Below are 26,728 nucleotides of genomic sequence, written 5' to 3'. Positions count from 1 at the left end.
GCTTTTTCACCTTGCAAAATTATTGCGGTGAATTATTTCAATTTGTCTTTGATGGCTTTGATATGCTCCTGGTGAGCTTTAAGCTTTGGCAATGTTTCAGTAGCGAAAGCTTTTAGGTCAGCATCTTTTGCATCTTTTGAGCCTTCTTCAAATAATGATACAGCTTTGTCATGGTCTTTCACCATTTGGTCAACATAAGCTTTATCAAATTCAGCACCTGCTTTGGTTGATAGATCGGCAGCTACTTTTTGCTCTTCTTCGCCCACTACAGCAGGCAGGGTAATGTTTTTAGCAGTAGCTAAAGCTTTTAATTTTTCGTTAGCAGCGCTGTGATCTTTGATCATGGCTTGTGCAAATGCTTTAACATCAGCATTAGTTGATTTTTTTAATGCCAGTTCTGACAGGGCTACTTCAGCCATACCCGCGTTAGCGGCTTCGGTTGAGAATTTTGAATCTTCATCAGCAATAGTACCGCTGTCTGCAGCAGATGCGCTGGTGCTGGTATCAGTGTTAGTGTTCAGGCTGTCTGCTGTTTCAACAGCATCTTTGCTGCCCGAGTTTTGGCAAGCCTGAAAAGTAAGAGCGCCAAGCGCCATCATCATTACTAAACTTAGTTTTTTCATGGTAGTATATGTTATTTGTATTATTAGTTAACAATATTTATACCATTGCTTAGCCAATCAGTAATTATTTTGGCGAAACGCATATATCGTACTTTTTAAAGCAAAGTTTTTTTATTTTTGGGCACATTTAAATATTAACTATAATGGAATTTCCGGCCGAATTAAAATACACAAAAGACCACGAGTGGATAAAAGTTGAGGGTGACCAGGCTATTATTGGCATTACCGAATTTGCACAAGGCGAACTGGGCGATATTGTTTATGTTGACATTAATACCGTAGGCCAAGAAGTTGCTAAGGAAGAAGTTTTTGGTACCATTGAGGCCGTTAAAACCGTATCCGACTTATTTATACCGGTTACCGGCACAGTAAGCGAAGTTAACGCGGCTTTAGATAGCCAACCTGAACTGGTAAACAGCGACCCTTACGGTGAAGGCTGGATAGTAAAAATAACCCCTGCTGATATTGCTGATGTTGACGGCCTTTTAACCGCCGATGAATATAAAAGCTTAGTAGGCGCTTAATGAGCATTATGCTTAAAAGTTACTGGCCCGCTATTTTGTGGGCCTTTTTTATTCTGTTTATCTGCGATGTTAAGATGGGCGGCGTAAGCCACTCGCCCGCGTTTTTTGAGGGGTTTGACAAGCTGGTACATTGCGGCCTGTTTTTTACCATGACGGTTTTATACAGCAGCGGCTACTTAAAGCACAACAAAAAAACCGGCTTATCCGTATTAACAGCAGTGCTGATCGTAATAATGATGGTTGCTTTTGGCGGAGCCATTGAACTGTTGCAGAAATACATTTTCACCTGGCGCAGTGCCGATTGGAATGATCTGTTTGCGGATACAGTAGGCATCTGTATGGGCATGTTCAGCATATTAGTTACCGGTAACGCAGTAAAACATGCAAATAAGTAAATTATACATTTTAGCGTTGGCCTGTGCCGCGCTTATGCTGTCATCATGCGGCATCTTTAAAAAAGATTGTAATTGCCCGCATTTTGGCTATGTACAGGGCAAAACCGAGCGTCATTCATAAATCATTATATAAATAATAACGCCACTAAGCTCCGGCTTATTTGGATCGGGTATAAATAAGCCTATATTTGCAGGGTAATTTATACTAATGATGGATCTATCGCAGCTTGAAGTTGGCCAAACCGGCGTAGTAAAGGAGTTTACCGATCTTGAAATGTCGGTAAAATTGATGGAGATGGGTTGCTTGCCGGGCGAAACCGTTAAAGTTACCCGTGTTGCCCCGCTTGGCGATCCTATAGCGATAACCGTTTCAGGCTACCAGCTCAGCCTTCGCAAACTGGAAGCGTCAACCATCATTTTACAATAGTTTTTACGATTTGAAAGCCGATATACGCGTAGCATTAGCCGGAAACCCCAATACAGGTAAATCAAGCCTTTTTAACGTACTTACCGGCTTAAACCAAAAAATAGGAAATTTTCCGGGTGTTACCGTTGATAAAAAGATCGGCTATATGCAACTGCCTGACGGCCGCCACGCCGAAGTGGTGGATCTGCCAGGTACCTACAGCCTTTACCCTAAAAGCAAGGACGAATCCATCGTATTTTCGGTATTGGCCGATAAAATAGACACCGCCCGCCCCGACCTGGTAGTAGTGGTTTTAGATGCCACCAACCTTAAACGCAACCTTTTACTATATACCCAGATAGCCGACCTTAAAATACCGGTTATTATCGCCCTCAACATGATGGATATGGCCCGCACATCGGCTATACAAATTGATGTTAAGCAATTCTCCAAAAAGCTGGGCGTGCCTGTGGTACCCATGGCCGTGCGCAAGGGCGAAGGTGTTGCCGAGTTAAAACAGGCCATTGCTTATGCTAACAAAATAGCCCTGCAACCTGATACTATCGACATTAATGTTTTCGCGCCGGAATTGATCGGGCAGATCAGCGAGGAACTACAGGTTGATAACCCCTACCTGGCTTTGCAACTGGCGCACCAGCATGAGCATTTACGCTACCTATCTAACGAGCAAAGCGATCGGATTGAAACGCTGGAACAGGAACACGCGTTCCATTCGCAAAAAGCGCAGGCGGCTGAAACCGTTGCCCGCTATAATTTTATAAATGACCTGCTGTACGATACGGTTAAAACGCCCGAAGCCGCGCAGCACGAAAGTTTCAGCAACCGGATAGACCATATATTGACGCATAGGGTATGGGGCTTTATCATCTTTATGGGGATATTGCTTTTTATCTTTCAGTCGATATTCGCCTGGTCATCCTACCCGATGGATCTTATTGAAGCATCCTTTGTTTGGGCTGAGGACATCATGCGAAACCTGTTACCCGAAGGTCCGTTGGCCAGCCTGCTTATTGACGGCGTTTTGGCCGGATTAAGCGGCGTACTGGTTTTCATCCCCCAAATTGCCATCCTCTTCGCTTTCATATCCATACTGGAAGATACCGGCTATATGTCGCGCGTAACCTTTATGATGGATAAACTGATGCGCAAGGTAGGCCTGAGTGGTAAATCGGTAGTACCATTGATCGGCGGTTTTGCCTGTGCCGTACCATCCATTATGGGCACCCGTACCATCGAAAACTGGAAAGACAGGATGATCACCATTATGGTTACCCCACTGGTGGCCTGCTCGGCACGTTTACCGGTTTACACCCTGCTTATTGCCCTGGTAGTACCCGATCAGCGGGTTTGGGGCATATTTAACATGCAAGGCCTGGTACTTACGGCCATCTATGTTTTCAGTTTGGTATCGGCCATTATTGTGGCGTTTGTGCTCAAATTCATTCTCAAGGTGCGCGAGCGCGGTTACTTTATTATGGAACTGCCCGTTTACCGTATGCCGAGGTGGAAAAACGTTGCCTTCTCCATGTACGATCGCTCCAAAGCATTTGTGATCCAGGCCGGAAAGGTCATCATTGCCGTATCTATCGTACTATGGGTACTGGCCTCCTACGGGCCCGGCGACCGGTTTGAGCGCATTGACCAGAAATATCGGGTAACCGAAAAAATAAAGACCAACAGCCCGGAAGAGCTTAACCGCATCATCGCGTCCGAAAAATTGGAGAACTCTTACGCCGGTATGCTTGGTCATGCCATTGAGCCGGTGATCAAACCTTTGGGTTACGATTGGAAGATCGGCATCGCCATTATTACCTCATTTGCCGCCCGCGAGGTTTTTGTGGGCACCATGGCTACCATTTACAGTGTAGAGGGCGATACGGACGACATACAATCGGTACAGCAAAAAATGGCCAGCGCCCGCAACCCCGAAACCGGGCTGCCGGTATTTACCCTGGCCACAGCCTTTTCGCTCATGATGTTTTACGCCTTTGCCATGCAATGCGCCAGTACGGTCGCGGTGGTTTACCGCGAAACCAAAAGCTGGAAATGGCCCGCCATACAATTCGCGTACATGACGGTGCTGGCCTACGGCGTAGCCTTTATTACCTACCACCTTTTAAAATAAGCGGCAGGTTAGTATCTTTGCCGGCAGAAGTTACCGTTGGATAAAGTACAAATTCTTGCCCGTTACATGCCCTCCGATGCCGCGCCGCTTATTGGCCGGTGGATAGATCATTTTAAATGCGAATTTAAGATATCGCGCGGGCGCAGCAGTAAATTTGGTGATTACCGTGCCCCATTTGATGGCAAGGGGCACCGCATATCTATCAACTTCAATTTAAATCCCTACGCGTTTTTAGTAACTACCGTGCACGAATTCGCGCACCTGCATACCTGGAATGAGCATAAACACAAGGCTAAGCCGCATGGCACCGAGTGGAAGAACAATTTTAAAAAGATGATGCAGCCTTTTTTTGAAAAGGATGTTTTTCCGCCGGATATAAAGCAGGCTATTGTGAAGTACTTGAATAATCCTGCCGCGTCAAGCTGTTCTGACCTTAACCTGTACCGTTCGCTGCGGTTGTATGATGCGCCACAGGAAGCCATCCACACGGTGGAAAAAATACCGGCCAACACCTTGTTCAAAATAAAAGATGGCCGTATATTTCAAAAAGGCGAAAAGCTGCGCAAGCGCTACAAATGTATCGAGGTAGCTACCAAACGCATTTACCTGTTCAGCCCGGTAGCCGAGGTGGAAGTGCTGCCGACAAACCAGTAGTTTTTGTTCATCAAACTGTAGCGTTATTATTTATTGCTGCGTAATGGCTTTAAAACCTGCCATTATGTTTAAGAGAGCCTTACTAATTGTATTTGTAGCCGCTACAATTTTATCATGCGGTAAAAAGAATATATCTACCTGCCAGGATAAAGTTTGCACCGAAGAATTTGCCATGATCTTGATGTTATTTAAAGATCAGAATGGCCCTGTAAAATCTCTAAGTAAGCTATCCGTAATAAACAAACGCACCAACCAGCCTATTGACCGCGGTACGGCTGCAGCCATTAATACTACTCCGGGCTATTACCTCATCATAGATGACCGGTCAACCAAAACATTATCTGAAAGTGGTGACGACATCCTGATCACCGCCACTGACAGCGCCGGTATACAAACCAAAACCGCCACTATAAAAGTAGCGGGCGGCGCATGCGCCTGTCACATCAAAAAACTTTCCGGCCCGGATGAGTTGCAGTTTAACTAAGCAGAACTATTATATATAAATAGTGTTTAATTGTTGTGAGGCCCGGCCTTAATAAATCGGGCCATTTTTTTTATAATTTCTAATTTACCCATGACCAAATTACCCGTAATGCTTTTAGCCATACTGGCTATAAATACCTGTAATCAGGCCGAAGAAAAATGCCCTGACAAAGCCTGCACCATGATGTTTGCCAGCGTGCCGGTGAGCTATAATAAGCCGGTTAAGGATTTTAAGGCAGTTAACCTGCGCACCGGTCAAAACCTTACCCATAAGGATCAAACCACAGGCAACATGTTTACCATTGTTGATGATAGCGATCTTAAAAAACTGACCGAAGGCGGTGACGACATTGAACTTACCGCGACCGACAGTGCCACCAACGTTAGCCGTAAGGATACCGTAAAAATATCGGGCGGTAAATGCGCCTGCCACGTGGAGCGTGTATCAGGCCCTGCCGAGATCAGTTTTAAGTAACATCGGCGTTAAGGGTTGCTAAAGTTTTTCAATATGCGTTAATTTGAGGTAAGCCGGTGCTTTGTACGGGCTTACCAATTATAATTAACCGATACCGCTTATGAAAAAACTGCTCTTAGCCTTATGGGCTACCGCTGCCTTTATAACTACCCAAGCCCAGCAACCCGAAAAATTCAACGGATTGGATATGAACTTGGGTAACCTGTCCCGCCTGTCCGATGCGCAAACGAGATCCATTAGTCCGGAGAATTTTACCGGCGGTAAGGGCAAGGGAGCTATGGCCGACCCGGTGAAGAACAAAGGCCAGCGCAATGTAGCCAACGCGGCTAATGAGGCCCGCGACCTGGGTATCGGCTGGAAGGTAAACCCCTTCATCATCGTAAACCCCGGCGAAACCATTACTATTGCCGAAATGGAAGGCCCTGGTGCCATACAGCAAATATGGATGACCCCTACCGGCAACTGGCAGTTCTCTATTCTTCGTTTTTATTGGGATGATGAAACCGAGCCATCGGTGGAGTCGCCGGTTGGCGCGTTCTTCGGGATGGGTTGGGGTAACGAGTATGCGCCGCTAAATTCGTTGCCAGTAACCGTAAACCCTGGCAGTGCCTTTAATTGCTACTGGAAGATGCCCTTCCGCAAAAAATGCAGGGTTACGCTGGAGAATATTAATAAGGCCGAACCTATGCGCCTGTACTACCAGATAAACTACACGCTTACTACAATCAGTAACGATGAGGCATACTTTCACGCGCAATATCGCCGCTCAAACCCTAACACCACATCGTTGCATACCATATTGGATGGCGTTAAAGGCAAAGGCCAGTATGTGGGTACCTACATGGGCATCGGCGTAAATAATAACGGCTGGTGGGGCGAAGGCGAGATCAAATTTTTCATGGATGGCGATAAGGAATACCCAACCATAGCCGGCACTGGGACGGAAGACTACTTTTGCGGATCGTACAACTTTGACCGCGGCGGCAAGTATGCTGAGTTTACCACACCCTACGCCGGTTTGCACCAGGTGATCCGTCCCGATGGTTTATATAAAGCCCAGCAACGCTTTGGCATGTACCGCTGGCATATTATGGACCCCATAAGGTTTGACAAGGATTTGAAAGTAACCATACAGGATCTGGGCTGGCGCGATGGCGGCAGGTACCTTCCACAAAAGTCGGATATTATAACTGTGGCCTACTGGTACCAGCGCGAGCCGCATGGCAAGTTCCCGAAATTGCCGGAGAAGGATCTTTTGGAAGTGAATTGATTAAACCTTAATAGGGCATTAAAACAATTTTAATGGTTAATAATACAGGTAATATAGATCCGCGGCTATGCCTATACCTAAAGTGATAACGGTAAAACTTGTCATCCCTAACAGGTAAGCAATAAAGGCTTTTAAATAGCGTACAAATTGAGTCCCGCTGTTAAAAAACTGCCCGATAGCCCATGAGGCATAAATGATGTAGATGGCACTTGAAACAGCCATCAATTTATGATGTGTTACGCCCTCAATAATTGCAAAAACGGCAAACATCAGCATACCTATACCTATTACAAAGCATAGCAATATTAATATCTCATAAAAGTTATAAATGCTTTCTTTAAAAAATAATTTAAGCCAAAGAGCGATAAATATACCCATAATGATATTCGAGTAACCGTAATGGTTTTGCACCCATGAATTTATGGAATAGGTTACAGTGTCCTTATCACCCTTTATATTGATATACCCCTCTTCGATATGAAAAAAATGACTGACAATAGTATATATCAATGAGGTTACAATAATGAATATGACGGGCTTAACCAGCCTGCCCCTGTTTTCAGTAATAAAAAATCTTATGCTTTTACCCGGCCTTAGTAAGAGCTCCCTGATGGTATACAATATACCCTTTTCAAAATGCAGCACGTGTAACATTTCATGCTGAATATAGTGCCCGTCAATGCGTTTCAACTTGGCCGGATGGCCGCACTGCGGGCAATAGTTGTTAGTTACCTCGGCACTGCAATGATTACAATTTACCATATTAAACAATGTTATCCTTTGCCGTATAGTTGTTTTTGCGCAAATCTATCTCAGCACTTATAGCCCGTAACGAATTAAGTATGGGCAGCCAGGTGATAGGCAGTACCATCAGTGGTACAAATGTACTTGCCGACATAGGTTTTGATCTGACAAAATACATGTAGGCGTAAACCGCTACCAACATACCGGCAAGTACCATAAAACCGATAAGGATACCTTTGATCCTACTTTTACGCGCTTTTAACGCCTCAATACTTAATGATGATAATTGCTCCATAGCAAAGGCTTAATTGTGATTATTGCAAAAATTAAAAAAGTAGCGCATCGGCATACTACACTTTAGTGTAGATTTGTGGTACCTTATACCCTAAATGAGCATAAACAACAAAACCCGCTTATTAACCCGTAATCAACTCGGTAAGATACCTGCAAACGATGATCTACAACAGCAGGGTTACCTGGAAGCTGTACAATCATTTGCACGCTTAACTTATGAAAGTATTTATGTAATTGACTACGTAAAAATGGGGTTTGAATATGTGTCAGACAATCCTTTGTTTTTAGGCGGATATACAGCTAAGGAGGTGATGGAGATGGGCTATGATTTCTATTTTAAAAATGTGCCCGAACCTGATTTGCAGATGCTGGGTGTAATTAACCAGGCCGGTTTTGATTTTTTTGATAAGATACCCTGCAACCAAAGGAAACAGTTTACCATTACGTATGATTTTCACCTGGTTAACAAAAACGGAAAACCTGTGCTGATCAACCATAAACTTACTCCTTTATTTTTAACGGATGAAGGCAAAATATGGAAGGCTGTTTGCATGGTGTCGCTATCTCAGCAACAGCAGCCGGGCAATGTTCTGATAACCCAGCAAGGCACCGACAAAATTTGGGAGTTGGACATGGCAACCCAATTCTGGCGCAAGCTTGTAAAACCTAAACTAACCAAACGCGAAACCGAAATACTACACCTCTACGCGCAGGGATTAACCATTAACCAGATCGCCCAAAAAATATTTGTATCGCCCGACACGGTTAAGTACTACCGCAGGCGAATTTTTGAACGGCTTAATGTAAATAACATAGCCGGGGCGCTTGCTTATGCCATAAAAAACAAAATTATCTGACCGGAAACCTGCATCCGCGCAATTCCTCTCTCAAACATAAAATACGGGTACTCCGCCTGCTGAAATTTGCGCTACAGCTCAAATAATCATCTACTATCGTATTACAAGTTGTTTTTTTCCTCCACTTTTTACCACCATTGCTTCTGGCATCCTAACTAACTGGTCTACAGTTAAATTATTCATAACAAAATCGCAACAAAACGCGCACTAAAAATGTTGAAAACTTTTAGTGGGGGAAAGTGGTAGAAAGTGGGAAAAGTGATTTACTTTTACGTTACAAATATTGCCGATACACCATAGATGTCATTCCTGTTAGGAGAATATGATTGCAAGCTGGATGCCAAGGGGCGCTTAATGATCCCTTCGGACCTCAAGAAACAACTCCCCGGAGTTGAAGGAGAGGGTCTTGTGATTTTGCGCGGCTTTGAAAAACAGTTGACGATATACACTAAAACGGAGTGGGAAAATACGGTGAACGACCTGAGCAAACTTAATCAATACGACAGAAAAAGCCGCGACTTTGTGCGCTTTTTCACCCGTGGAGCCATGGGCTTGTCGTTAGATGCCGCCGGGCGTGTACTGTTGCCAAAAGCATTGCTTGATTATGCCGGCATCGGCAACGAAGTAATTGTGGCCTGCCAGCTTAATAAAATTGAGCTATGGGCACCGGCCGCTTATGATGAATTGATGAACAGCATACCTGATGATTTTGCGGCAATGGCCGAGCAGGTAATGGGCAGCGCAGGAAGGAGGGATAGTGAATAACACTTACCACGTACCTGTAATGCTTAAGGAATGTATTGAGGCGCTGGCTATAAAGCCCAACGGCATTTATGTTGACGTGACCTTTGGCGGCGGCGGCCACTCGCGCGAGATATTGAAGCATTTAGGCCCCGAAGGCAGGCTGATCGCGTTTGATCAGGATGCAGACGCGCAGCAGAACATCCCTGACGATGACCGCTTCACCTTTGTTGACCAGAACTTCAGGTTTCTGAAAAACTTTTGCCGTTTGCATGATGCGATCCCGGTGGACGGTATACTGGCGGACCTTGGGGTATCATCCTACCAGTTTGACCAGGCTGAACGCGGTTTTTCTATCCGCTTTGATGCCGAACTGGATATGCGCATGAACCAGGCCGATGCCCTGACAGCTAAAGAAGTGGTGAATACTTACAGCGAGGCAGAACTGCACCGCATTTTTGGTATTTACGGTGAGATACAAAATGCCAAATCGCTGGCCAAAACCATTGCAACAGCAAGGTTAAATACCCCGCTGAATACCATTGCCGATTTAAAGAACGCTATCAGCAACCTAATACCGCGCGGCAAAGAAAATAAATACCTGGCGCAGGTTTTCCAGGCGCTGCGTATCGAGGTTAACCAGGAACTGGAAGCATTGAAGGACTTTTTGACACAATCGGCAGAGGTACTGGGTGCCGGTGGCAGGCTGGTGGTTATGTCATACCATTCATTGGAGGACAGGCCGGTAAAAAACTTCATCGCCAAAGGCAAATTCAGCGGAGAGGTAGAGAAAGACCTCTATGGTAACGATAAAAAACCTTTTGATGCGGTGAGCCGTGGCGCAATTACCGCAACTAAGGAAGAGATAAAAGATAACAACAGGGCGCGCAGCGCGAAACTTAGAATAGCTGTAAAGAAATGACGAATCGTTTACGCAGTGAAATTGAGGAAGAAGTAGCCGAAAAGGAACTTATTGTGGAAGAAAAGCCGGTACGTGAAATACCGGACAACTTTTTTACGCAATTTTTAAATAAAGGCTTTGTAACCACCGAGGAGGCTACAAACGCCCTGCCCTTTATATTATTTGTGGCGTTTTTGTGTATGCTATATATAGCAAACAGGCATTTGGCCGAAAAAAACCTGCGCGAAATTGATAAGGTAAGTAAAGAGTTAAAAGAGCTCACCTGGGATTATAAATCGGCGAAAGCCGAACTGGCTTACAAAAGCACACTGACCGAGGTGGCCAAACGCACCGATACCATCGGCATAAAACAATCTATTGAACCACCTCAAAAAATAACCGTTAAGGAGGATCAAAATGGGAATTAGGACCAACATACTGCTCAGGGTTTACCTTGCTTTCGGGTTGATCCTGCTTTTCGCTATTGCCGTGGTATTTCAGCTTGGCCGTGTGCAAGTTGTGCAGGGCAAAAAATGGCGCTCAATGGCTGATAGCCTTTCGGTACGTAATATGGATGTGGAGGCTGGCCGCGGTAACATCTTCTCGGTTGATGGCAGCCTGCTGGCTACTTCGGTACCGGAATATGAATTGCGTATGGATATGCTTGCCGGCGCAATAGAGAACGATAAGATATTTTACGAAAAGGTTGACTCGCTGGCTTATAAGCTGTCGGCTTTATTTGCTGATAAATCGGCACGCCAGTATACGCGCATATTGCGTGAGGCCAGGCACGAAAAAGCCCGTTACTTTTTACTGAAACGCAAGGTAACTTATCAGCAGTTAAAAAAAGTACGCCAGTTCCCTATTTTCAACATGGGTAAATATCGCGGCGGATTGATCGCCGTGCAAAAGAACAAGCGTATTATGCCTTTTCAAACACTGGCGGCACGTACCATTGGTTATAAAAATGATAACGTGCAAAACCCGGTTGGTTTAGAGGGTGCTTACGCCGGTTATATTAATGGCGAAAAAGGCCGCAGGCTGATGCAGCGCATAGCCGGTGGTATATGGATGCCGGTTAACGGCGGCGAATATGATATTGCCCCTAAAGAAGGCGCGGACATCATCTCCACCATTGATGTGAACTTTCAGGATGTGGTGCAAACCGCCCTTGAAAAGCAAATGATCAAAAGCGCTGCGCACCACGGAACCGCCATTTTAATGGAAGTAAATACCGGCGAAGTACGCGCAGTAGCCAACTTTACCAAGGTTGAAGATGGTGTGTATAAAGAAAAATTTAACTACGCTATAGCAGGTAATCAGGATCCGGGCTCAACTTTTAAAGTAGCCTCATACATGGCTTTGTTAGAAGACCATAAGGTAGATACCAATACCATGGTAAATACCGGCGTTTACCCTATCAAGGGCCATAACATTAAAGACTCGCACGGCAGCATTGGCCGCGTAACCGTTAAAAAGGCATTTGAGGAATCGTCAAACGCGGCGGTTGCTTATTTGGTAAATACCGCTTACCATGATAATCAATCTCAATTTACCGATCATTTGTATGATTGGAAGCTGAACGAAAAAATGGGCCTGCAAATTCCGGGTGAAGCAAAACCAGTTGTAAAAAACCCAAACAATCGTAGCTGGAACAAGAACATGAGCTTACCGCAAATGGCTTATGGTTATGAGATGCAGCTTACGCCATTAAAAATGCTGTCGTTCTATAATGCTATCGCTAATGATGGTAAATACGTAGCGCCGATTTTTGTGCGTGAGATACGCCGTTTAGGTAATACGGTTGAGCATTTCAATGCCCGCGTTATCAACCCTAAAATATGCTCAGAGGTAACATTGAGCAAAATGAAAGCCATGCTTGAAGGTGTAATAACCGAGGGTACAGGTAAAAACATTATTAATAACCCGGTTTATAAAGTGGCCGGTAAATCAGGTACCGCGCAAGTGGCCGATGGTAACCGCGGTTACAAGGCAAACAGGCAATACCAGGCATCGTTTTGCGGTTACTTCCCGGCAGATAAGCCTAAGTACTCGCTGATCGTAGTTATTAACGACCCTAAGAATGGCTACTACGGCGCGTCTGTATCAGGGCCGGTATTCAGGGAGATAGCCGACAAGGTTTATGCTGCTGATATGCACATCAACCAAAACCAAACCGAGCACCTGGTAGGTAATACCAGCATGCCTGACGTTAAAAAAGGCAACGTAAAAGCACTTAAACAGGTGTATAACAAACTTGGCCTTAAACCGCTTTACGCTTCGGTTAATGCTTTAGAAAACGGCATTGATACCAGCAGCGGTATCGCCTTTGAAGACACCAAGGTTAAAAAAGGCTCAGTACCTAACGTTACCGGCATGGGCCTGAGCGATGCGCTTTATGCCATGGGTAATGCCGGTTACAAAGTGGTTGCACGCGGCAGCGGCTCGGTAAAAAAACAATCGGTAACGGGTGGCAGCCTGATACCTAAGGGATCAAAAATAATACTCGAACTGCAATGAGATATTTGAGCGATATAATTGAGGGGCTTGCTTTTACCGAGTTACAAGGCAGCGCGGATGTTGAAATAACAGCCGTTGTTTTTGATTCGCGCAAGGTTGTGCCCGGCTCGTTGTTTGTTGCCGTTAGAGGCACCGTGGTTGACGGGCACGATTATATTGAACAAGCGGTTAAACAAGGCGCTATCGCCATTATTTGCGAGGAGCTACCTGCGCATGTTACCGGCGAGGTGGACTTTCTAATGGTTGCCGACTCGGCCATAGCCTTGGGTATTGTTGCCGCTAATTTTTACGAAAAACCATCATCAAACCTTAAACTGGTTGGTGTAACGGGCACTAACGGTAAAACCACCGTAGCCACGCTTTTATACCAGTTGTTTCGCGATATGGGTTATAAATGCGGATTACTATCCACTGTTGAAAATCAAATCAACGGCACTATCATTCCGTCAACCCATACCACACCTGATCCGGTAGCGCTTAACAACTTGCTGGCTGATATGGTAGACCAGGGTTGCGATTATTGCTTTATGGAGGTAAGCTCGCACGCGGTGGCTCAACACCGTATACAAGGGTTGAATTTCGCGGGCGGCATTTTCACCAACCTTACGCACGATCACCTGGATTACCACAAAACGTTCCTGGCTTATCGCGATGCTAAAAAGGCTTTTTTTGATGGCTTGCCTAAAAACGCATTCGCCTTAACCAATGCCGATGATAAAAACGGCAGTGTAATGCTGCAAAATACCAAAGCCCATAAAAAGAGCTATGCCCTTAAAAGCATGGCCGACTACAAGGCTAAGATTTTAGAAAGCGCGTTCGACGGCTTGCTGCTGAACATTGATAATGAAGAAGTTTGGTTCAGGATGGTGGGCACGTTTAATGCCTACAACCTGCTGGCGGTTTACGCTACTGCCATGCTGCTTGATCAGGATAAAGCCAAGGTATTGACCAGCTTGAGCAAATTGCCAGGTGCCGAAGGCCGTTTTGACTATATAGTAGCACCTAATAAAGTTATTGGCATAGTTGATTATGCCCATACACCTGATGCAGTGCAAAATGTGTTAAGCACCATTCACCAGATCCGTAAAGGCGACGAAAAGGTAATTACGGTAATTGGCTGCGGCGGCGACCGGGATAAAACCAAACGCCCGGTAATGGCAAAGGTAGCCTGCGAATGGAGCGACAACGTGATCCTGACCTCAGACAATCCGCGCAGCGAAGACCCTACACAGATCATCGAAGATATGAAAGCGGGCGTTGACCCGGCATTTAAACGCCATGTATTGAGCATTACCGACAGGCGCGAGGCAATAAAAACAGCCTGCACCCTGGCAAAGCCCGGCGACGTAATATTACTTGCCGGCAAAGGCCACGAAAAATACCAGGAGATAAACGGCGTACGCAACCACTTTGACGATATGGAAGAATTGGTAGCATTATTTAAAGAATTGAACTAAAACAAAGGCGGATGTTATACTACCTGTTTCAATACCTTAACGAAAAATTCCACATTCCGGGAGCGGGGGTGTTTCAGTACATCACGTTCCGTACGGCAATGTCGGTAATTACGTCGTTAATAATAACAACGGTATACGGCCGCAGGTTGATTGATTATCTGCGATTTAAACAAGTAGGCGAAACCGTACGTAACCTCGGTTTAGAAGGCCAGATGCAAAAATCAGGCACCCCAACCATGGGTGGTATAATTATCATTTTAGGTATTATTATCCCTACCCTGCTTTTTGCCCGGTTGGATAATATATACATCATTATGATGCTGGTAACTACCATCTGGTTAGGTGCTATCGGTTTTTTGGATGATTATATTAAGGTATTTAAAAAGAACAAGGAAGGCCTGGCCGGTAAATTCAAAATAACCGGACAAGTTATCCTGGCATTATTCATCGGCTGGACCATGTATTTTAATGACAGCATCATTATCCGCCAGGAAGTTAAACTGCCGGTAACTTACGATGCCCCGGTATCATTCCACATGCGCGACAATGTGCCGGTTTATACCCAGGACATTAAATCGACCATTACCACCATGCCGTTTTACAAGAACAACGAGTTTGATTACAGCAAGGTATTAAAATTTGTAGGTGAAGATTATGAGCAATATACACTGGTTGTATTCCTGTTCTTTGTCATCATTATTATAACGGGAATCTCCAACGGTGCCAACATTACGGATGGTATTGATGGCCTGGCAACGGGCACCTCGGCCATTATCGGCATTACGCTGGCACTGCTGGCTTATGTATCGGGCAACACGGTTATAGCCGATTACCTCAACATTATGTATATCCCCAACTCGGGCGAGCTGGTAATTTTTGCCGGCGCATTTGTGGGTGCATGTGTCGGTTTCCTATGGTACAACTCCTACCCTGCCCAGGTTTTTATGGGCGATACAGGCAGTTTGGCCATTGGCGGTATCATCGCCGTATTCGCCATCATGATACGCAAGGAACTGATGTTACCTATTCTCTGCGGCATCTTCATCGTAGAGAACATGTCGGTAATTATGCAGGTATCGTACTTTAAGTATACCAAAAAGAAATACGGCGAGGGCCGCAGGATCTTCCTGATGTCGCCCCTGCATCACCATTACCAAAAAAAGGGCTACCACGAATCAAAGATCGTTACCCGCTTCTGGATCTTAGGCATTATGCTGGCCATTATAACGGTAATAACATTGAAGCTAAGGTAGGGTGATGAATGGTGAATAGTAATTAGAGATTAGTAATTAAAGGTTAGTAAGACAGAATAAAATATATTAAATCGGTGCAATCAAAGCAAAATCGGTGGAATCATAAACAAAATCAGTGGAATCACAAAACAACATATCAACCTTAAAAGTACAGGCTAAGCTTGTGGTGCTTGGCGCGGGCGAAAGCGGCGTGGGCGCTGCATACCTTGCGCAACAAAAGGGTTTTGATGTTTTTGTGTCGGACTTTGGCCCGATTGCCGATAAATACAAAGCGCAGCTACAGCAGTGGAACATCCGCTTTGAGGAGCAGCAGCATACCGAGGCCGAGATACTGGCCGCTACCGAGGTGGTGAAAAGCCCGGGTATACCGGAGAAAGCACCGATCATTAAAAAGCTGCGTGAGCAAAAAACCCCGGTAATATCCGAGATCGAATTCGCGGGCAGATATACCGAAGCAAAGATGATCTGCATTACCGGCTCAAACGGAAAAACCACCACCACCAGCCTTACCTACCACATCCTGAAAAACTCGGGATTGAACGTGGGCCTGGCAGGCAACATCGGCAACAGCTTTGCCTACCAGGTGGCTACCGAAAGCTTTGATCATTACGTTTTGGAGATCAGCAGCTTTATGCTGGATGATATGTATGAGTTTAAAGCGGATATAGCGGTACTGCTCAACATTACACCCGATCACCTGGACAGGTACGATTATAAACTGGAAAACTACGCGGCATCAAAGTTTCGCATTACGCAGAACCAAACGGAGCACGACTATTTTATATACTGCGCCGATGATGCCGAAACCCTGAAGGGATTGCAAACCCGCACTTTTGGCGCGCAAATGCTGCCTTTTAGTATTGAAAAGACTTTACAACCGGGCGCATACCTGGAAAACGACAATATTGTCATCAACACACAACAAGAACATTTTATAATGTCAATTAAAGAACTGGCCCTGCAGGGAAAGCACAACATCTATAATTCAATGGCATCGGGCATAGTAGCCAAGGTGCTTGAATTACGGAACGAGAGTATGAGGGAAAGCATGGGCAACTTTAAGAACATTGAGCACAGGCTTGAGTTTGTTGCCAAGATATCAGGCATCAGCTTTATTAACGACTCAAAGGCTACTAACGTGAACTCAACCTGGTACGCTTTAGAGAGCATGACCAGCGATGTGGTGCTGATATTGGGCGGTGTTGACAAGGGCAATGATTATGGTATGCTTAAAGACCTGGTAAAGCAAAAGGTAAAAGCCATTGTATGTTTGGGTAAGGATAACAAACGCATACATGATGCCTTTGAGGATGATGTTGAGGTTATAGTAAATACCTTTTCGGCACAGGAAGCGGCGCAGATTGCTTTCCATTTAGCTAAAAAAGGAGATACCGTTTTACTATCACCGGCATGTGCCAGCTTCGATCTGTTTAAAAACTACGAAGACCGCGGTCAGCAATTTAAGGATGCAGTAAGGGAATTATAGTTAAGACCATGGACTATAGACCATGGTCCATGGACGAAAAAATAAAAATGCCCTCTCCTTAGGAGAGGGTTGGGAGAGGTAAATATGTTAAACGCGATACTAAACAATACCAAAGGCGACCGCTGGATCTGGCTGATCGTGATCGTGCTGTCGGTTATTTCGTTAATGGCGGTGTACAGCTCAACCGGTACCATCGCTTATAAACATGGCACCGGTGCCGAATCGTACCTGATGAAGCACCTCGCCATGATCGTGGCGGGCATCGCCCTCATGTACATATCGCACAAACTGGATTACCGCTATTATGCCGGTATATCAAAACTGCTCATGATCGTTACCATCCCGCTGCTGCTATACACGCTGTTGTTTGGTAACCACGTAAATGATGCCAGCAGGTGGATCGCCTTACCCGGTGGCTTAACCTTTCAAACCTCGGATTTAGCCAAGCTATCGCTGATAACCTACCTTGCCCGTACCTTATCGCGCAAGCAGGAAAATATCAAGGATGTTAAGCAATCATTCGTACCTATCATGGGTTCAGTGTGTGTGGTGTTTGTATTGATCGCCCCGGCAGGTCTTTCAACAGCCATCATGTTGTTTGGCGTGAGCATCCTGTTACTTATTGTAGGGCGTATAAGTATAAAACAAATTTCGCTGGTTTGTTTAGCGGGTGTTGTGTTGTTAGCCGGGGTAATGATGTTTGGCGGGCGTCGTGATACTTATGTATCACGTATCAACGCTTTCATGCACCCGGAGAAAGCCGATCCCGATAAATCCTTCCAGTCCGACCACGCCAAGATCGCTATCGCGACCGGCGGATTTGTGGGTAAAGGACCGGGCAACAGTACCGAGCGTAACTACCTGCCTCACCCCTATTCGGATTTTATATATGCCACAATTATTGAGGAGTACGGCATGATAGGTGGCATAGCGCTGGTAGGTATCTACCTGTTTTTGCTTTACCGGTGTATCAAGATAGTAACTAAAGCCCCTAAAGCCTTTGGCGCCTTGCTGGCTGCCGGACTTAGCTTTAGTTTAACCATACAGGCATTTGCCAATATGGCCGTAGCCGTGGGTTTAGGCCCGGTAACCGGTGTACCGCTGCCGCTGGTAAGTATGGGTGGTACATCCATCTTGTTTACAAGCGTGGCCTTCGGCATCATACTATCAGTAAGCAGGGATATTGAGGAACCTAAAAAAGTAGTGGTTGGCGAGATAAGAGAAGTGGCGGTATAGAACAATGTCGGATTTCGAAATTTCGATTTCGGATTTTTATAACTATTTAGAATTAGAATTTAGCTTTTAGGATTTAGAGTTTAAGCAATGGCAAAAAGAATCATCATCAGTGGCGGCGGAACGGGCGGGCATATTTTCCCGGCGGTATCAATTGCCAATGCCTTGAAAAAGCTCGATCCATCAACCGAAATATTGTTTGTAGGTGCCAATGGCCGTATGGAAATGGAAAAGGTTCCGGCGGCAGGCTACAAGATCATCGGCCTCAACATACAGGGTATACAGCGTGGCTCTATCATCAAAAACCTCCTGTTCCCTTTTAAACTGATAAGCAGCGTACGCGCGGCGCTAAAGATCATCAGAGATTTTAAGCCCGATGCCGCCGTTGGTGTTGGCGGTTATGCCTCGGGGCCTTTATTATACGCGGCATCATTAAAAGGTATACCAACCCTTATACAGGAGCAAAACTCCTACGCGGGCGTAACCAACAAATGGCTCGGTAAAAAGGCCAAAAAAATATGTGTCGCGTTTGATGGGATGGATAAATTCTTCCCGGCCGACCGTATCATTAAAACCGGCAACCCGGTACGTAAGGAGTCGGTAAATATTGCGGGTAAGCAAATGCAGGCTTTGGAGCTGTATCATCTGTCAGCACATAAAAAAACAGTGGTGGTATTGGGCGGCAGCCTGGGTGCCCGCACGCTGAACAACAGTATACAAGCCGGACTGCAAAAATTTATTGATGCCGATGTACAGGTTATATGGCAAACCGGCAAGTACTACTACAAAAGCATTATAGAGCAACTGGGCGAAAACATTCACCCTAACATACAGGTACGGGAGTTTTTAAACCGTATGGATCTGGTTTACGCGGCGGCTGATGTGATTATATCACGCGCCGGCGCAGGTACTATCGCTGAACTGTGCGAGGTTAAAAAGCCGGTGATCCTGGTGCCCTCGCCTAACGTGGCCGAAGATCATCAAACCAAAAACGCATTGGCACTGGTGCAGGAAAACGCCGCCAAGTTTGTGGCCGACCGCGATGCCGAGGCCAAACTGGTTGACAAGACCCTGGAATTATTGAACGATAAAGAGAAACAAAAAATATTATGCAATAACATTGTCAAACTGGCTATGCCTAATGCCGATGAAGTAATTGCGAAAGAGGTTATCCAAATAACAATTAACAATTAAACAATAAGGTTCCCTCTTTGCAAGTAGAGGGGCCTTATTTTAAGTGATGATGGAATTAAGCAACATAAAACGGGTTTACCTGGTAGGCATAGGCGGCATAGGCATGAGCGGCCTTGCGCGCTATTTCCATCAGTTGGGTTGTGTTGTTTGCGGGTACGACAAAACGCCGACCGATTTAACGGATAGCCTGCGTAATGAGGGTATCTGCATCATATTTGAGGATAAACCGGCCGAGATACAAATAAGCTTTCGGCAGCCCGATGATAGCACGCTCATCATCTACACCCCTGCTATACCTAAAGACTCGGCCATACTGAACTTTTTTACCGGCAAGGGTTTTACGTTGTACAAACGTTCGCAGGTTTTAGGATTGATCAGCGCCAGCAAGTACACCGTAGCAGTAGCGGGCACACATGGTAAAACCACTACTTCCAGCATGATCGCCCATATCCTGAAAGATTCGGGTACGGATTGCTCGGCATTTTTGGGTGGCATATCATCCAACTACCAAACCAATGTTCTGTTCGGTAAAAACGATATTGTGGTGGTTGAGGCTGATGAGTACGATCGTTCCTTCCTCACCCTGCACCCGGATATTGCCGTGGTAACTTCGATGGATGCCGACCACCTGGATATTTATGGCGATCACTCGCATTTAACAGAATCATTCACGCTGTTTGCCTCGCAAATAAAGCAAGGCGGACAACTGATACACAAACAAGGCCTGCCACTGGCAAACGGTACTACCTATACCATAAACGGTGAGGCCGATGCCGTTGCGGAAAACATCCGGGTAGAGAACGGTAACTTTTACTTCGACTTTAAAAATAATTCGGTAAGCATCAGCAATATTTGTTTGGGCATTGCCGGCTTACATAATATTGAGAATGCCGTAGCGGCTATTGAGGTAGCGCTGCGTTTAAATGTATCTGCCGATGCTGTAAAAAGCGCGCTCGAATCATTCAGAGGGGTTAAACGCCGCTTTGAATATATCGTAAAAAGCGACCGGCACATTTTTATTGATGATTACGCCCACCACCCCGAAGAGTTGCGCGCGGCCATATCATCCGTAAAAACATTATATCCGGATAAAAAGCTCACCACCATATTTCAGCCGCACCTGTATACCCGCACCCGCGATTTTGTTGACGGCTTTGCCGAGGTGCTGGATATGTGCGACGAGCTGCTGATACTGGATATTTACCCAGCGCGCGAATTGCCTATTGAGGGTATTGATTCAGAACTGATACTCAGCAAGATGAAATTGTGGAATAAACGCAAATGTGGAAAACAAGAAGCGATAGCTATAATAGAAAATGAAAAACCTGAACTACTTTTAACGGTAGGTGCAGGTGATATTGACCAGTTGGTGCAACCATTAAAAAAGGTGTTTGAAAATGTCTCGTAAACGTGTTTGGAACCGTGTGCTTGTTGGTTTTGCCTGGGTAATTTGCCTGGGTGGCCTTATCGCGCTCATGAGTTTTATCGAGATAAAAAAGGCCGAAGTGGTTTGTAAAGGCATAAAGGTATACATACCCGGCAACCAGTATTTTATTGACAGGCAGGAAGTAGATAACATTTTGCACACCACCAGCCATACGCTGGAAGGCCGCAAACTTGAAAATATTAACATTCACGATCTGGAGAACCAGCTAAAAGGCAACCCTTTTGTAGAGTTTGCCAAGGTATATACGGATATGGATGGCATGATAAAGGTTGAAATTACACAACGCCAACCCCTGCTGCGCATTATTAACCGCTTTGATCAGGATTTTTATGTAGACCAGCACGGATTAAAGATGCCCCTGTCAAACAACTATACCGCCCGCGTGGTTGTAGCCAACGGATACATTGATGAGCTTTTTGCCAACCGTGTAGATACCCTGCACAGCAAGCTGGCTATATCGCTATATCAAACCGCGGGGTATATACATCAGGATTCACTTTGGGATGCACAGGTGGCGCAGATCTATGTTAATCAGTCGCACGAGATTGAATTGATACCCCGTGTAGGCAATCAAAGAATATTATTAGGCAATGCCGACTCGCTGGATATAAAATTCCGCAACCTGAAGGCTTTTTATACCCAAGCCCTGCCAAAAGCCGGATGGGATAAATACAAGGCGCTGAATGTTAAATATACCAACCAGGTTATTGGTATCCGGAACGAGGATATTAAAACAGATACCGCCAAAAAAAGAAGTGCCCCGGTAAAAAAGGACACCACAGTAAAATTGAATAACGACACATCGCAAATAAAACAACAGTAAAATGGACAAGGGTTTATCACAGGAAAAAAGTTCACCAATCATTGTAGGATTGGATATCGGGACTACAAAAATATGCGCCATTGTTGGCCGCCGCAGCAAAAACGGAAAGATAGAGGTATTGGGTATAGGCAAAGCTGAATCGGCCGGTGTTACCCGTGGTATGGTGTCAAACATCGATAAAACGGTGCAGGGCATTGCGCAATCTGTTGATGTTGCCGGTGCACAATCAAATGTTGAAATCAAGGTAGTGAACGTGGGTATAGCGGGGCAGCACATTAAAAGCCTGCAGCACCGCGGCTTAATTACCCGCCGCGATCTGCAAAGCGAAATATCACGCAAGGATATTGATAAGCTGATCGAGGATATGTATAACCTGGTGATGCCTCCGGGCGAGGAGATCATCCATGTACTGCCGCAGGAGTTTACTGTTGACAACGAACCCGGCATTAAAGATCCGATCGGTATGGCTGGCGTACGTTTGGAAGCTAACTTCCACATTATATCCGGCCAGGTTACCGCTATTAAAAATATTGTTAAATGTGTTAATAAAGCACATCTGGAAAGTTCTGAACTGATACTGGAGCCTTTGGCCTCGTCAGAATCAGTTTTGAGCGATGAAGAAAAAGAAGCCGGTGTGGTATTGGTTGATATTGGTGGTGGTACTACTGATGTGGCTATCTTCCACGAAGGTATTATCCGTCATACAGCCGTTATTCCGTTTGGTGGTAACAGCGTAACGGAGGATATCCGCGAAGGCTGTTCAGTTATGCGCAACATTGCCGAGCAGTTAAAGGTACGTTTCGGCTCTGCCCTGGCTGATGAGAATAAGGAGAACGAAATAGTTTGTGTACCGGGTTTGCGCGGTCGTGAGCCTAAGGAGATCTCTGTTAAAAACCTGGCCTTCGTTATCCAGGCCCGTATGGAGGAGATCATCGAGCATGTGTACTACGAGATCAAATCATCAGGCTACGAGAAAAAACTGATTGCCGGTATTGTAATAACCGGTGGCGGCGCGCAGCTTAAACACCTTACCCAATTGGTTGAATATGTAACCGGCCTGGATTGCCGCGTGGGCTACCCCAACGAGCACCTGGCTAAAAACGAGGTTTTACCAAAAGGCATATATGAGGAGCTGCAAAGCCCGACTTTTGCAACAGGTATTGGCCTGCTGATAAAAGGTATTCAAAAAATGGAATACGATACGCTTACCCTTACTGCACCTGCCATTGCCAAGCCCGAAAAGGTTAAATACAGCGCCGGCAGCGAGGAAAAGAAGTATGGCCTGCTAAGTAAAATATTAGAGAGCGGTAAAAAGTTTATTAAGGACGACATCAAGGATGAGGATTTTCTGAAGTAATTGTTCACAAACGAAAACTTTTCCACAATATTGACAATTGTGGAAAAACATTGTGGAAAAAGTTATAATATTACAATAGAGAATTCTGACTGATCGTCAAAATACATTTAGCTGAAAACAAGAGATATGCAGTTCGAGATGTTAAAAGAAAAATCGTCAATCATCAAAGTAATTGGTGTTGGCGGTGGTGGTGGCAACGCTGTAAACCACATGTACAGGCAGGGAATTACCGGTGTCGACTTCATAATTTGTAACACCGACGCGCAGGCTTTAGAGCTTAGCCCTATCCCCAATAAAGTACAATTAGGTGCCAGCCTTACCGAAGGTATGGGCGCAGGTTCGATACCCGAAGTTGGCAAAAACTCAGCTATCGAGAATATTGATGATATTAAGGAAATGCTTGGCACCAATACCAAAATGCTGTTTATAACAGCAGGTATGGGTGGTGGTACCGGTACAGGCGCGAGCCCTATCATTGCCAAAGCAGCACGCGAACTGGATATACTTACTGTAGGTATTATAACTACCCCGTTCTCATTTGAAGGCAAACGCCGTAAAATGCAGGCCGAGGAAGGTTTGGAAGAACTGAAAAAATACGTTGACTCGTACCTGGTAATTTCAAACGACAGGCTGCGCCAGATATTTGGCAACCTTACCCTAGGTTCGGCATTTGGCCAGGCTGATAATATTTTGACCACGGCTGCCAAAGGTATTGCCGAGATCATTACCCTGCCGGGCTATATCAACGTGGATTTTAAGGATGTGCGCACCGTAATGAAGGATAGCGGCGTAGCCATAATGGGCAGCAGTGCTGCCGATGGCGAAAACCGTGCCCTTAAAGCGGTTGAGGGTGCCCTTGCATCGCCACTGTTAAAAGATAACGAGATTGAAGGTGCACGCTACATACTGCTTAACATTACCTCGGGTGATAAAGAGGTAACAATGGATGAAGTAAGCGTGATCACGGATTACATACAGGAAGAGGCCGGCCTTGCTGCCGACCTGATCTGGGGTAACTGCCGCGACGAGAATTTAGGTGATAAAATATCGGTTACTATCATCGCTACCGGTTTCCAAACCAAGGATGAGCGCGAGAAAGAGATCAGCAACAAAAAAGTAGTTTCTATGCTGATGCCTGAGGATGCACCAATGGTTAAGCCGGTAAACGAATTTATTAACCCGGTTAAGGCTGATGCTGTGGTTGAGCCGTACATGAAGGCTAAGGATGAGCCTAAACAAACCGGCTTGTTTGATTTATTTGGCAACCGCGCTACTGAAGAAAATGCAGCCCCTGTAGTAAGGCACCAGTTAACGCCCGAAGAGCCTAAAGCATCTGCCGAGCCTGAGGTAACTGATTTTACCTTTAAGATAACCGAATCGGTAATGCAATACCAAACGGTTGAGCAGGCAGAACCGGAGCCGGAACCAACCCCGGAACCTGTTGCCGGTGCTGATGATGATAAAACTGAGGAATCAATGGAGGAGCAACTACGCAAATCGCGTGAGCGCATCATGAGGTTGAAAGACCTGAGCATGAAACTCCGTTCAGGTAATTTACAGGAGTTGGAAAATGTTCCTGCTTATAAACGTAAGGAGATCGCTTTACAGCAAACTCCGGCATCTAACGAAAGCCAGATCTCACGCTTCTCATTATTACCGGATGATGAAGGTAAAACCGAGATCAGGAACAACAACTCGTTTTTGCACGATAACGTAGACTAACTATACCCAAACATAATTCTCCAGCCTCTGCATCCCCTTGCAGAGGCTTTTTATTTGCGCATAACCTCGCTTCAGCCGCTAACGTAAGCATCCCCCATATTGGGGGTATAAACCCAATATTAAGCCTGTGTTAGGGTACATTTAGCAAGAAACAGTCTAAATAACTGTCTATCAGTTAAAATGTGGAAAAAATACACCTTTTGAGATTAGATTTTGATGTGGAAAATTTTTTTTTAAATAAAAACAATTTTAGATTAGCTACAGTAAAACAATTAAACTCAATTATCTAATCAAAGGAGTAACCTAAAATGAAAAAATTTAGCGAACTGAAAGAGCTCGTGTCCTCGCTGGAGACTGATGCTGACAAATTCTACAGTAAAGGTAACAGCGCCGCGGGCACCCGCTTGCGCAAAGGTTTGCAGGATCTGAAAAACTTAGCTCAAACTATCCGCCTGGAAGTTCAGAATACCAAGAACAAAGAGGAATAAGTTTACAGGATCTTCTAAAACACTGACCAATTAAAAACCGGCCGAAGCCGGTTTTTCTATTTTATGCTTTTATCTTATTGATCTCGCTGATGATGGCCTGTTCAGTAGCCGGGCTAACAGGCGTTAGTGGCAGGCGCAGAGTATCACCACAAACATCCAAATGTTTTAATGCCGCTTTAACCCCGGCCGGGTTGCCCTCAACAAACATCAGGCGGGTAAACTCAACCAGATCAAAATGAGCTTTACGGGCTTTTTTAAAATCACCGGCAAGGCATTGGCGTACCATATCTGTCAGTTCACGCGGTAAGGCATTACCCACAACAGATATGAGTCCGGCCCCACCCATCGCGATCAGCGGCAAGGTTACCGGGTCATCGCCCGATATAAAGAGGAAATCATCAGGCATATCACGCAGTATCTGGTTAAACTGGTCGAAATTACCGGCGGCCTCTTTAATACCTATAATGTTATCAAAATCATTAGCCAGGCGCACAGTAGTTTCAGGTGCCATATTGCTGCCAGTGCGGCCGGGTACATTATATAGTATAACAGGTAGCGGTGATGCCTGCGCTACGGCCTTGTAATGCTGGTAAATACCTTCCTGTGTCGGCTTGTTATAATAAGGACTAACTGATAGTATGGCATCATAGCCGGTACTGTCAAAACCTTTTATCAGCTCAACAACCTCAAGGGTGTCATTACCGCCGATACCTGCTACTAAGGGTACACGGCCATTTGCTTTTTCGGCAACAAACTTAAATATCTTCTTCTTTTCGTCCTTGGTTAAGGTGGCGGTTTCGCCGGTTGTACCTAAAACAACAAGGTATTCCACCCCGCCGTCAATTAAATGCCCGATCAGGTTATTTAACCCGTCAAAGTCCACTTGTCCGTCTGGCTGAAAAGGAGTAACCATTGCAACTCCCGTTCCGAAGAATTTGTTCATCTATTATGTTTAAAGCCCGCTAAGATAATAAAATTGAAAATTGTTGAGCAGTTTAGTAGGGATTTTTATTTGAGCTGTGTATTATGTTATGATGCTTCGACAAACTCAGCATGACAAGGTGGTTATTATTAAAAGAAGCTCGTCACCCTGAGCTTGTAGAAGAGAACTTTGTGATGGTTACAATTTCCCGGCCATGAACCATGATCCACAAACCATCAACTCCCCCCGTAATTAACACTCGAAAAATGTTATTAACAGGGTATAAATATTTCGTTAGAAATCATAACTTTGC

General features: G+C 45.2%; 27 protein-coding genes. 23 read left to right on the top strand and 4 right to left on the bottom strand.

Annotation, left to right across the window (positions count from 1 at the left end):
- Positions 1-32: 32 nt before the first annotated feature.
- Positions 33-623 carry a DUF4142 domain-containing protein gene (locus AC3WJC_RS02720; RefSeq protein WP_492397533.1) on the bottom strand — a complete coding sequence of 197 codons (591 nt, stop codon included), beginning with the start codon at positions 621-623 and terminating at the stop codon, positions 33-35.
- A gap of 143 nt (positions 624-766) precedes the next feature.
- Between AC3WJC_RS02720 and gcvH the strand changes: the two genes are divergently transcribed.
- From gcvH to AC3WJC_RS02680, 8 genes are all read left to right on the top strand, one after another.
- Complete coding sequence (gene gcvH / locus AC3WJC_RS02715; protein ID WP_492397532.1) at positions 767-1,147, top strand: glycine cleavage system protein GcvH; 381 nt, start codon at positions 767-769, stop codon at positions 1,145-1,147.
- 8 nt (positions 1,148-1,155) lie between these two features.
- Complete coding sequence (locus AC3WJC_RS02710) at positions 1,156-1,542, top strand: VanZ family protein (RefSeq protein WP_492397531.1); 387 nt, start codon at positions 1,156-1,158, stop codon at positions 1,540-1,542.
- 211 nt (positions 1,543-1,753) lie between these two features.
- A complete protein-coding gene (locus AC3WJC_RS02705; RefSeq protein ID WP_492398982.1) occupies positions 1,754-1,969 on the top strand; it encodes a FeoA family protein in 216 nt (71 codons plus the stop codon).
- A 10-nt stretch (positions 1,970-1,979) separates the two neighbouring features.
- Positions 1,980-4,094: a ferrous iron transport protein B gene (gene feoB, locus AC3WJC_RS02700; RefSeq protein ID WP_492397530.1), complete on the top strand. Its 2,115-nt coding sequence runs from the start codon at positions 1,980-1,982 to the stop codon at positions 4,092-4,094.
- Positions 4,095-4,130: 36 nt separating this feature from the next.
- Complete coding sequence (locus tag AC3WJC_RS02695) at positions 4,131-4,748, top strand: SprT-like domain-containing protein (protein ID WP_492397529.1); 618 nt, start codon at positions 4,131-4,133, stop codon at positions 4,746-4,748.
- 43 nt (positions 4,749-4,791) lie between these two features.
- Positions 4,792-5,232 (top strand): hypothetical protein, encoded by a 441-nt coding sequence (locus tag AC3WJC_RS02690; protein WP_492397528.1) that lies wholly within the window; start codon positions 4,792-4,794, stop codon positions 5,230-5,232.
- A gap of 90 nt (positions 5,233-5,322) precedes the next feature.
- Positions 5,323-5,706, top strand: coding sequence for a hypothetical protein (locus AC3WJC_RS02685; protein WP_492397527.1), 384 nt, complete (start codon positions 5,323-5,325; stop codon positions 5,704-5,706).
- A gap of 100 nt (positions 5,707-5,806) precedes the next feature.
- Positions 5,807-6,976 carry a glycoside hydrolase family 172 protein gene (locus AC3WJC_RS02680; protein ID WP_492397526.1) on the top strand — a complete coding sequence of 390 codons (1,170 nt, stop codon included), beginning with the start codon at positions 5,807-5,809 and terminating at the stop codon, positions 6,974-6,976.
- A 36-nt stretch (positions 6,977-7,012) separates the two neighbouring features.
- Here AC3WJC_RS02680 and AC3WJC_RS02675 read toward each other — a convergent pair whose 3' ends face one another.
- Both AC3WJC_RS02675 and AC3WJC_RS02670 read right to left on the bottom strand, forming a co-directional pair.
- Complete coding sequence (locus AC3WJC_RS02675) at positions 7,013-7,738, bottom strand: DUF3667 domain-containing protein (protein ID WP_492397525.1); 726 nt, start codon at positions 7,736-7,738, stop codon at positions 7,013-7,015.
- 1 nt (position 7,739) lies between these two features.
- Positions 7,740-8,015, bottom strand: coding sequence for a hypothetical protein (locus tag AC3WJC_RS02670; RefSeq protein ID WP_492397524.1), 276 nt, complete (start codon positions 8,013-8,015; stop codon positions 7,740-7,742).
- A gap of 94 nt (positions 8,016-8,109) precedes the next feature.
- Between AC3WJC_RS02670 and AC3WJC_RS02665 the strand changes: the two genes are divergently transcribed.
- The 15 genes from AC3WJC_RS02665 (at position 8,110) to AC3WJC_RS02595 (ending at position 25,493) form a co-directional block, all read left to right on the top strand.
- The gene (locus AC3WJC_RS02665) at positions 8,110-8,871 is read left to right on the top strand and encodes a response regulator transcription factor (RefSeq protein WP_492397523.1); all 762 of its coding nucleotides are present in this window, start codon (positions 8,110-8,112) and stop codon (positions 8,869-8,871) included.
- A gap of 300 nt (positions 8,872-9,171) precedes the next feature.
- Positions 9,172-9,636: a division/cell wall cluster transcriptional repressor MraZ gene (gene mraZ / locus AC3WJC_RS02660; RefSeq protein ID WP_492397522.1), complete on the top strand. Its 465-nt coding sequence runs from the start codon at positions 9,172-9,174 to the stop codon at positions 9,634-9,636.
- Positions 9,629-10,534, top strand: a complete 906-nt coding sequence (gene rsmH / locus AC3WJC_RS02655) for a 16S rRNA (cytosine(1402)-N(4))-methyltransferase RsmH (protein WP_492397521.1) — start codon at positions 9,629-9,631, stop codon at positions 10,532-10,534. Before mraZ ends, rsmH begins: the two co-directional genes overlap by 8 nt.
- Positions 10,531-10,941, top strand: a complete 411-nt coding sequence (locus AC3WJC_RS02650) for an FtsL-like putative cell division protein (RefSeq protein WP_492397520.1) — start codon at positions 10,531-10,533, stop codon at positions 10,939-10,941. The genes rsmH and AC3WJC_RS02650 overlap by 4 nt, the downstream gene beginning before the upstream one ends.
- Positions 10,931-13,033 carry a penicillin-binding transpeptidase domain-containing protein gene (locus AC3WJC_RS02645; RefSeq protein WP_492397519.1) on the top strand — a complete coding sequence of 701 codons (2,103 nt, stop codon included), beginning with the start codon at positions 10,931-10,933 and terminating at the stop codon, positions 13,031-13,033. The genes AC3WJC_RS02650 and AC3WJC_RS02645 overlap by 11 nt, the downstream gene beginning before the upstream one ends.
- Complete coding sequence (locus AC3WJC_RS02640; RefSeq protein WP_492397518.1) at positions 13,030-14,490, top strand: UDP-N-acetylmuramoyl-L-alanyl-D-glutamate--2,6-diaminopimelate ligase; 1,461 nt, start codon at positions 13,030-13,032, stop codon at positions 14,488-14,490. The genes AC3WJC_RS02645 and AC3WJC_RS02640 overlap by 4 nt, the downstream gene beginning before the upstream one ends.
- An 11-nt stretch (positions 14,491-14,501) precedes the next feature.
- Complete coding sequence (gene mraY / locus AC3WJC_RS02635) at positions 14,502-15,743, top strand: phospho-N-acetylmuramoyl-pentapeptide-transferase (protein ID WP_492397517.1); 1,242 nt, start codon at positions 14,502-14,504, stop codon at positions 15,741-15,743.
- Between the two features lie 115 nt (positions 15,744-15,858).
- A complete protein-coding gene (gene murD, locus AC3WJC_RS02630; RefSeq protein WP_492397516.1) occupies positions 15,859-17,229 on the top strand; it encodes a UDP-N-acetylmuramoyl-L-alanine--D-glutamate ligase in 1,371 nt (456 codons plus the stop codon).
- 84 nt (positions 17,230-17,313) lie between these two features.
- Positions 17,314-18,465 carry an FtsW/RodA/SpoVE family cell cycle protein gene (locus AC3WJC_RS02625; protein ID WP_492397515.1) on the top strand — a complete coding sequence of 384 codons (1,152 nt, stop codon included), beginning with the start codon at positions 17,314-17,316 and terminating at the stop codon, positions 18,463-18,465.
- A gap of 87 nt (positions 18,466-18,552) precedes the next feature.
- The gene (gene murG, locus AC3WJC_RS02620) at positions 18,553-19,656 is read left to right on the top strand and encodes an undecaprenyldiphospho-muramoylpentapeptide beta-N-acetylglucosaminyltransferase (protein ID WP_492397514.1); all 1,104 of its coding nucleotides are present in this window, start codon (positions 18,553-18,555) and stop codon (positions 19,654-19,656) included.
- 49 nt (positions 19,657-19,705) lie between these two features.
- A complete protein-coding gene (murC, locus tag AC3WJC_RS02615; protein ID WP_492398981.1) occupies positions 19,706-21,064 on the top strand; it encodes a UDP-N-acetylmuramate--L-alanine ligase in 1,359 nt (452 codons plus the stop codon).
- The gene (locus AC3WJC_RS02610; protein WP_492397513.1) at positions 21,054-21,926 is read left to right on the top strand and encodes a cell division protein FtsQ/DivIB; all 873 of its coding nucleotides are present in this window, start codon (positions 21,054-21,056) and stop codon (positions 21,924-21,926) included. The genes murC and AC3WJC_RS02610 overlap by 11 nt, the downstream gene beginning before the upstream one ends.
- Position 21,927: 1 nt before the next feature.
- Positions 21,928-23,283 carry a cell division protein FtsA gene (gene ftsA, locus AC3WJC_RS02605; RefSeq protein ID WP_492397512.1) on the top strand — a complete coding sequence of 452 codons (1,356 nt, stop codon included), beginning with the start codon at positions 21,928-21,930 and terminating at the stop codon, positions 23,281-23,283.
- A gap of 126 nt (positions 23,284-23,409) precedes the next feature.
- Positions 23,410-25,005, top strand: a complete 1,596-nt coding sequence (gene ftsZ / locus AC3WJC_RS02600; protein WP_492397511.1) for a cell division protein FtsZ — start codon at positions 23,410-23,412, stop codon at positions 25,003-25,005.
- A gap of 308 nt (positions 25,006-25,313) precedes the next feature.
- The gene (locus AC3WJC_RS02595) at positions 25,314-25,493 is read left to right on the top strand and encodes a histone H1 (protein WP_492397510.1); all 180 of its coding nucleotides are present in this window, start codon (positions 25,314-25,316) and stop codon (positions 25,491-25,493) included.
- Between the two features lie 61 nt (positions 25,494-25,554).
- Here the strand turns inward: AC3WJC_RS02595 and dapA are convergent, their stop codons facing one another.
- Positions 25,555-26,436 (bottom strand): 4-hydroxy-tetrahydrodipicolinate synthase, encoded by an 882-nt coding sequence (dapA, locus tag AC3WJC_RS02590; protein WP_492397509.1) that lies wholly within the window; start codon positions 26,434-26,436, stop codon positions 25,555-25,557.
- Between the last annotated feature and the right edge of the window lie 292 nt (positions 26,437-26,728).

It is taken from the genome of Mucilaginibacter sp. FW306-07-L (assembly GCF_058782065.1).
This window is presented reverse-complemented; position numbering and strand designations above follow the sequence as displayed.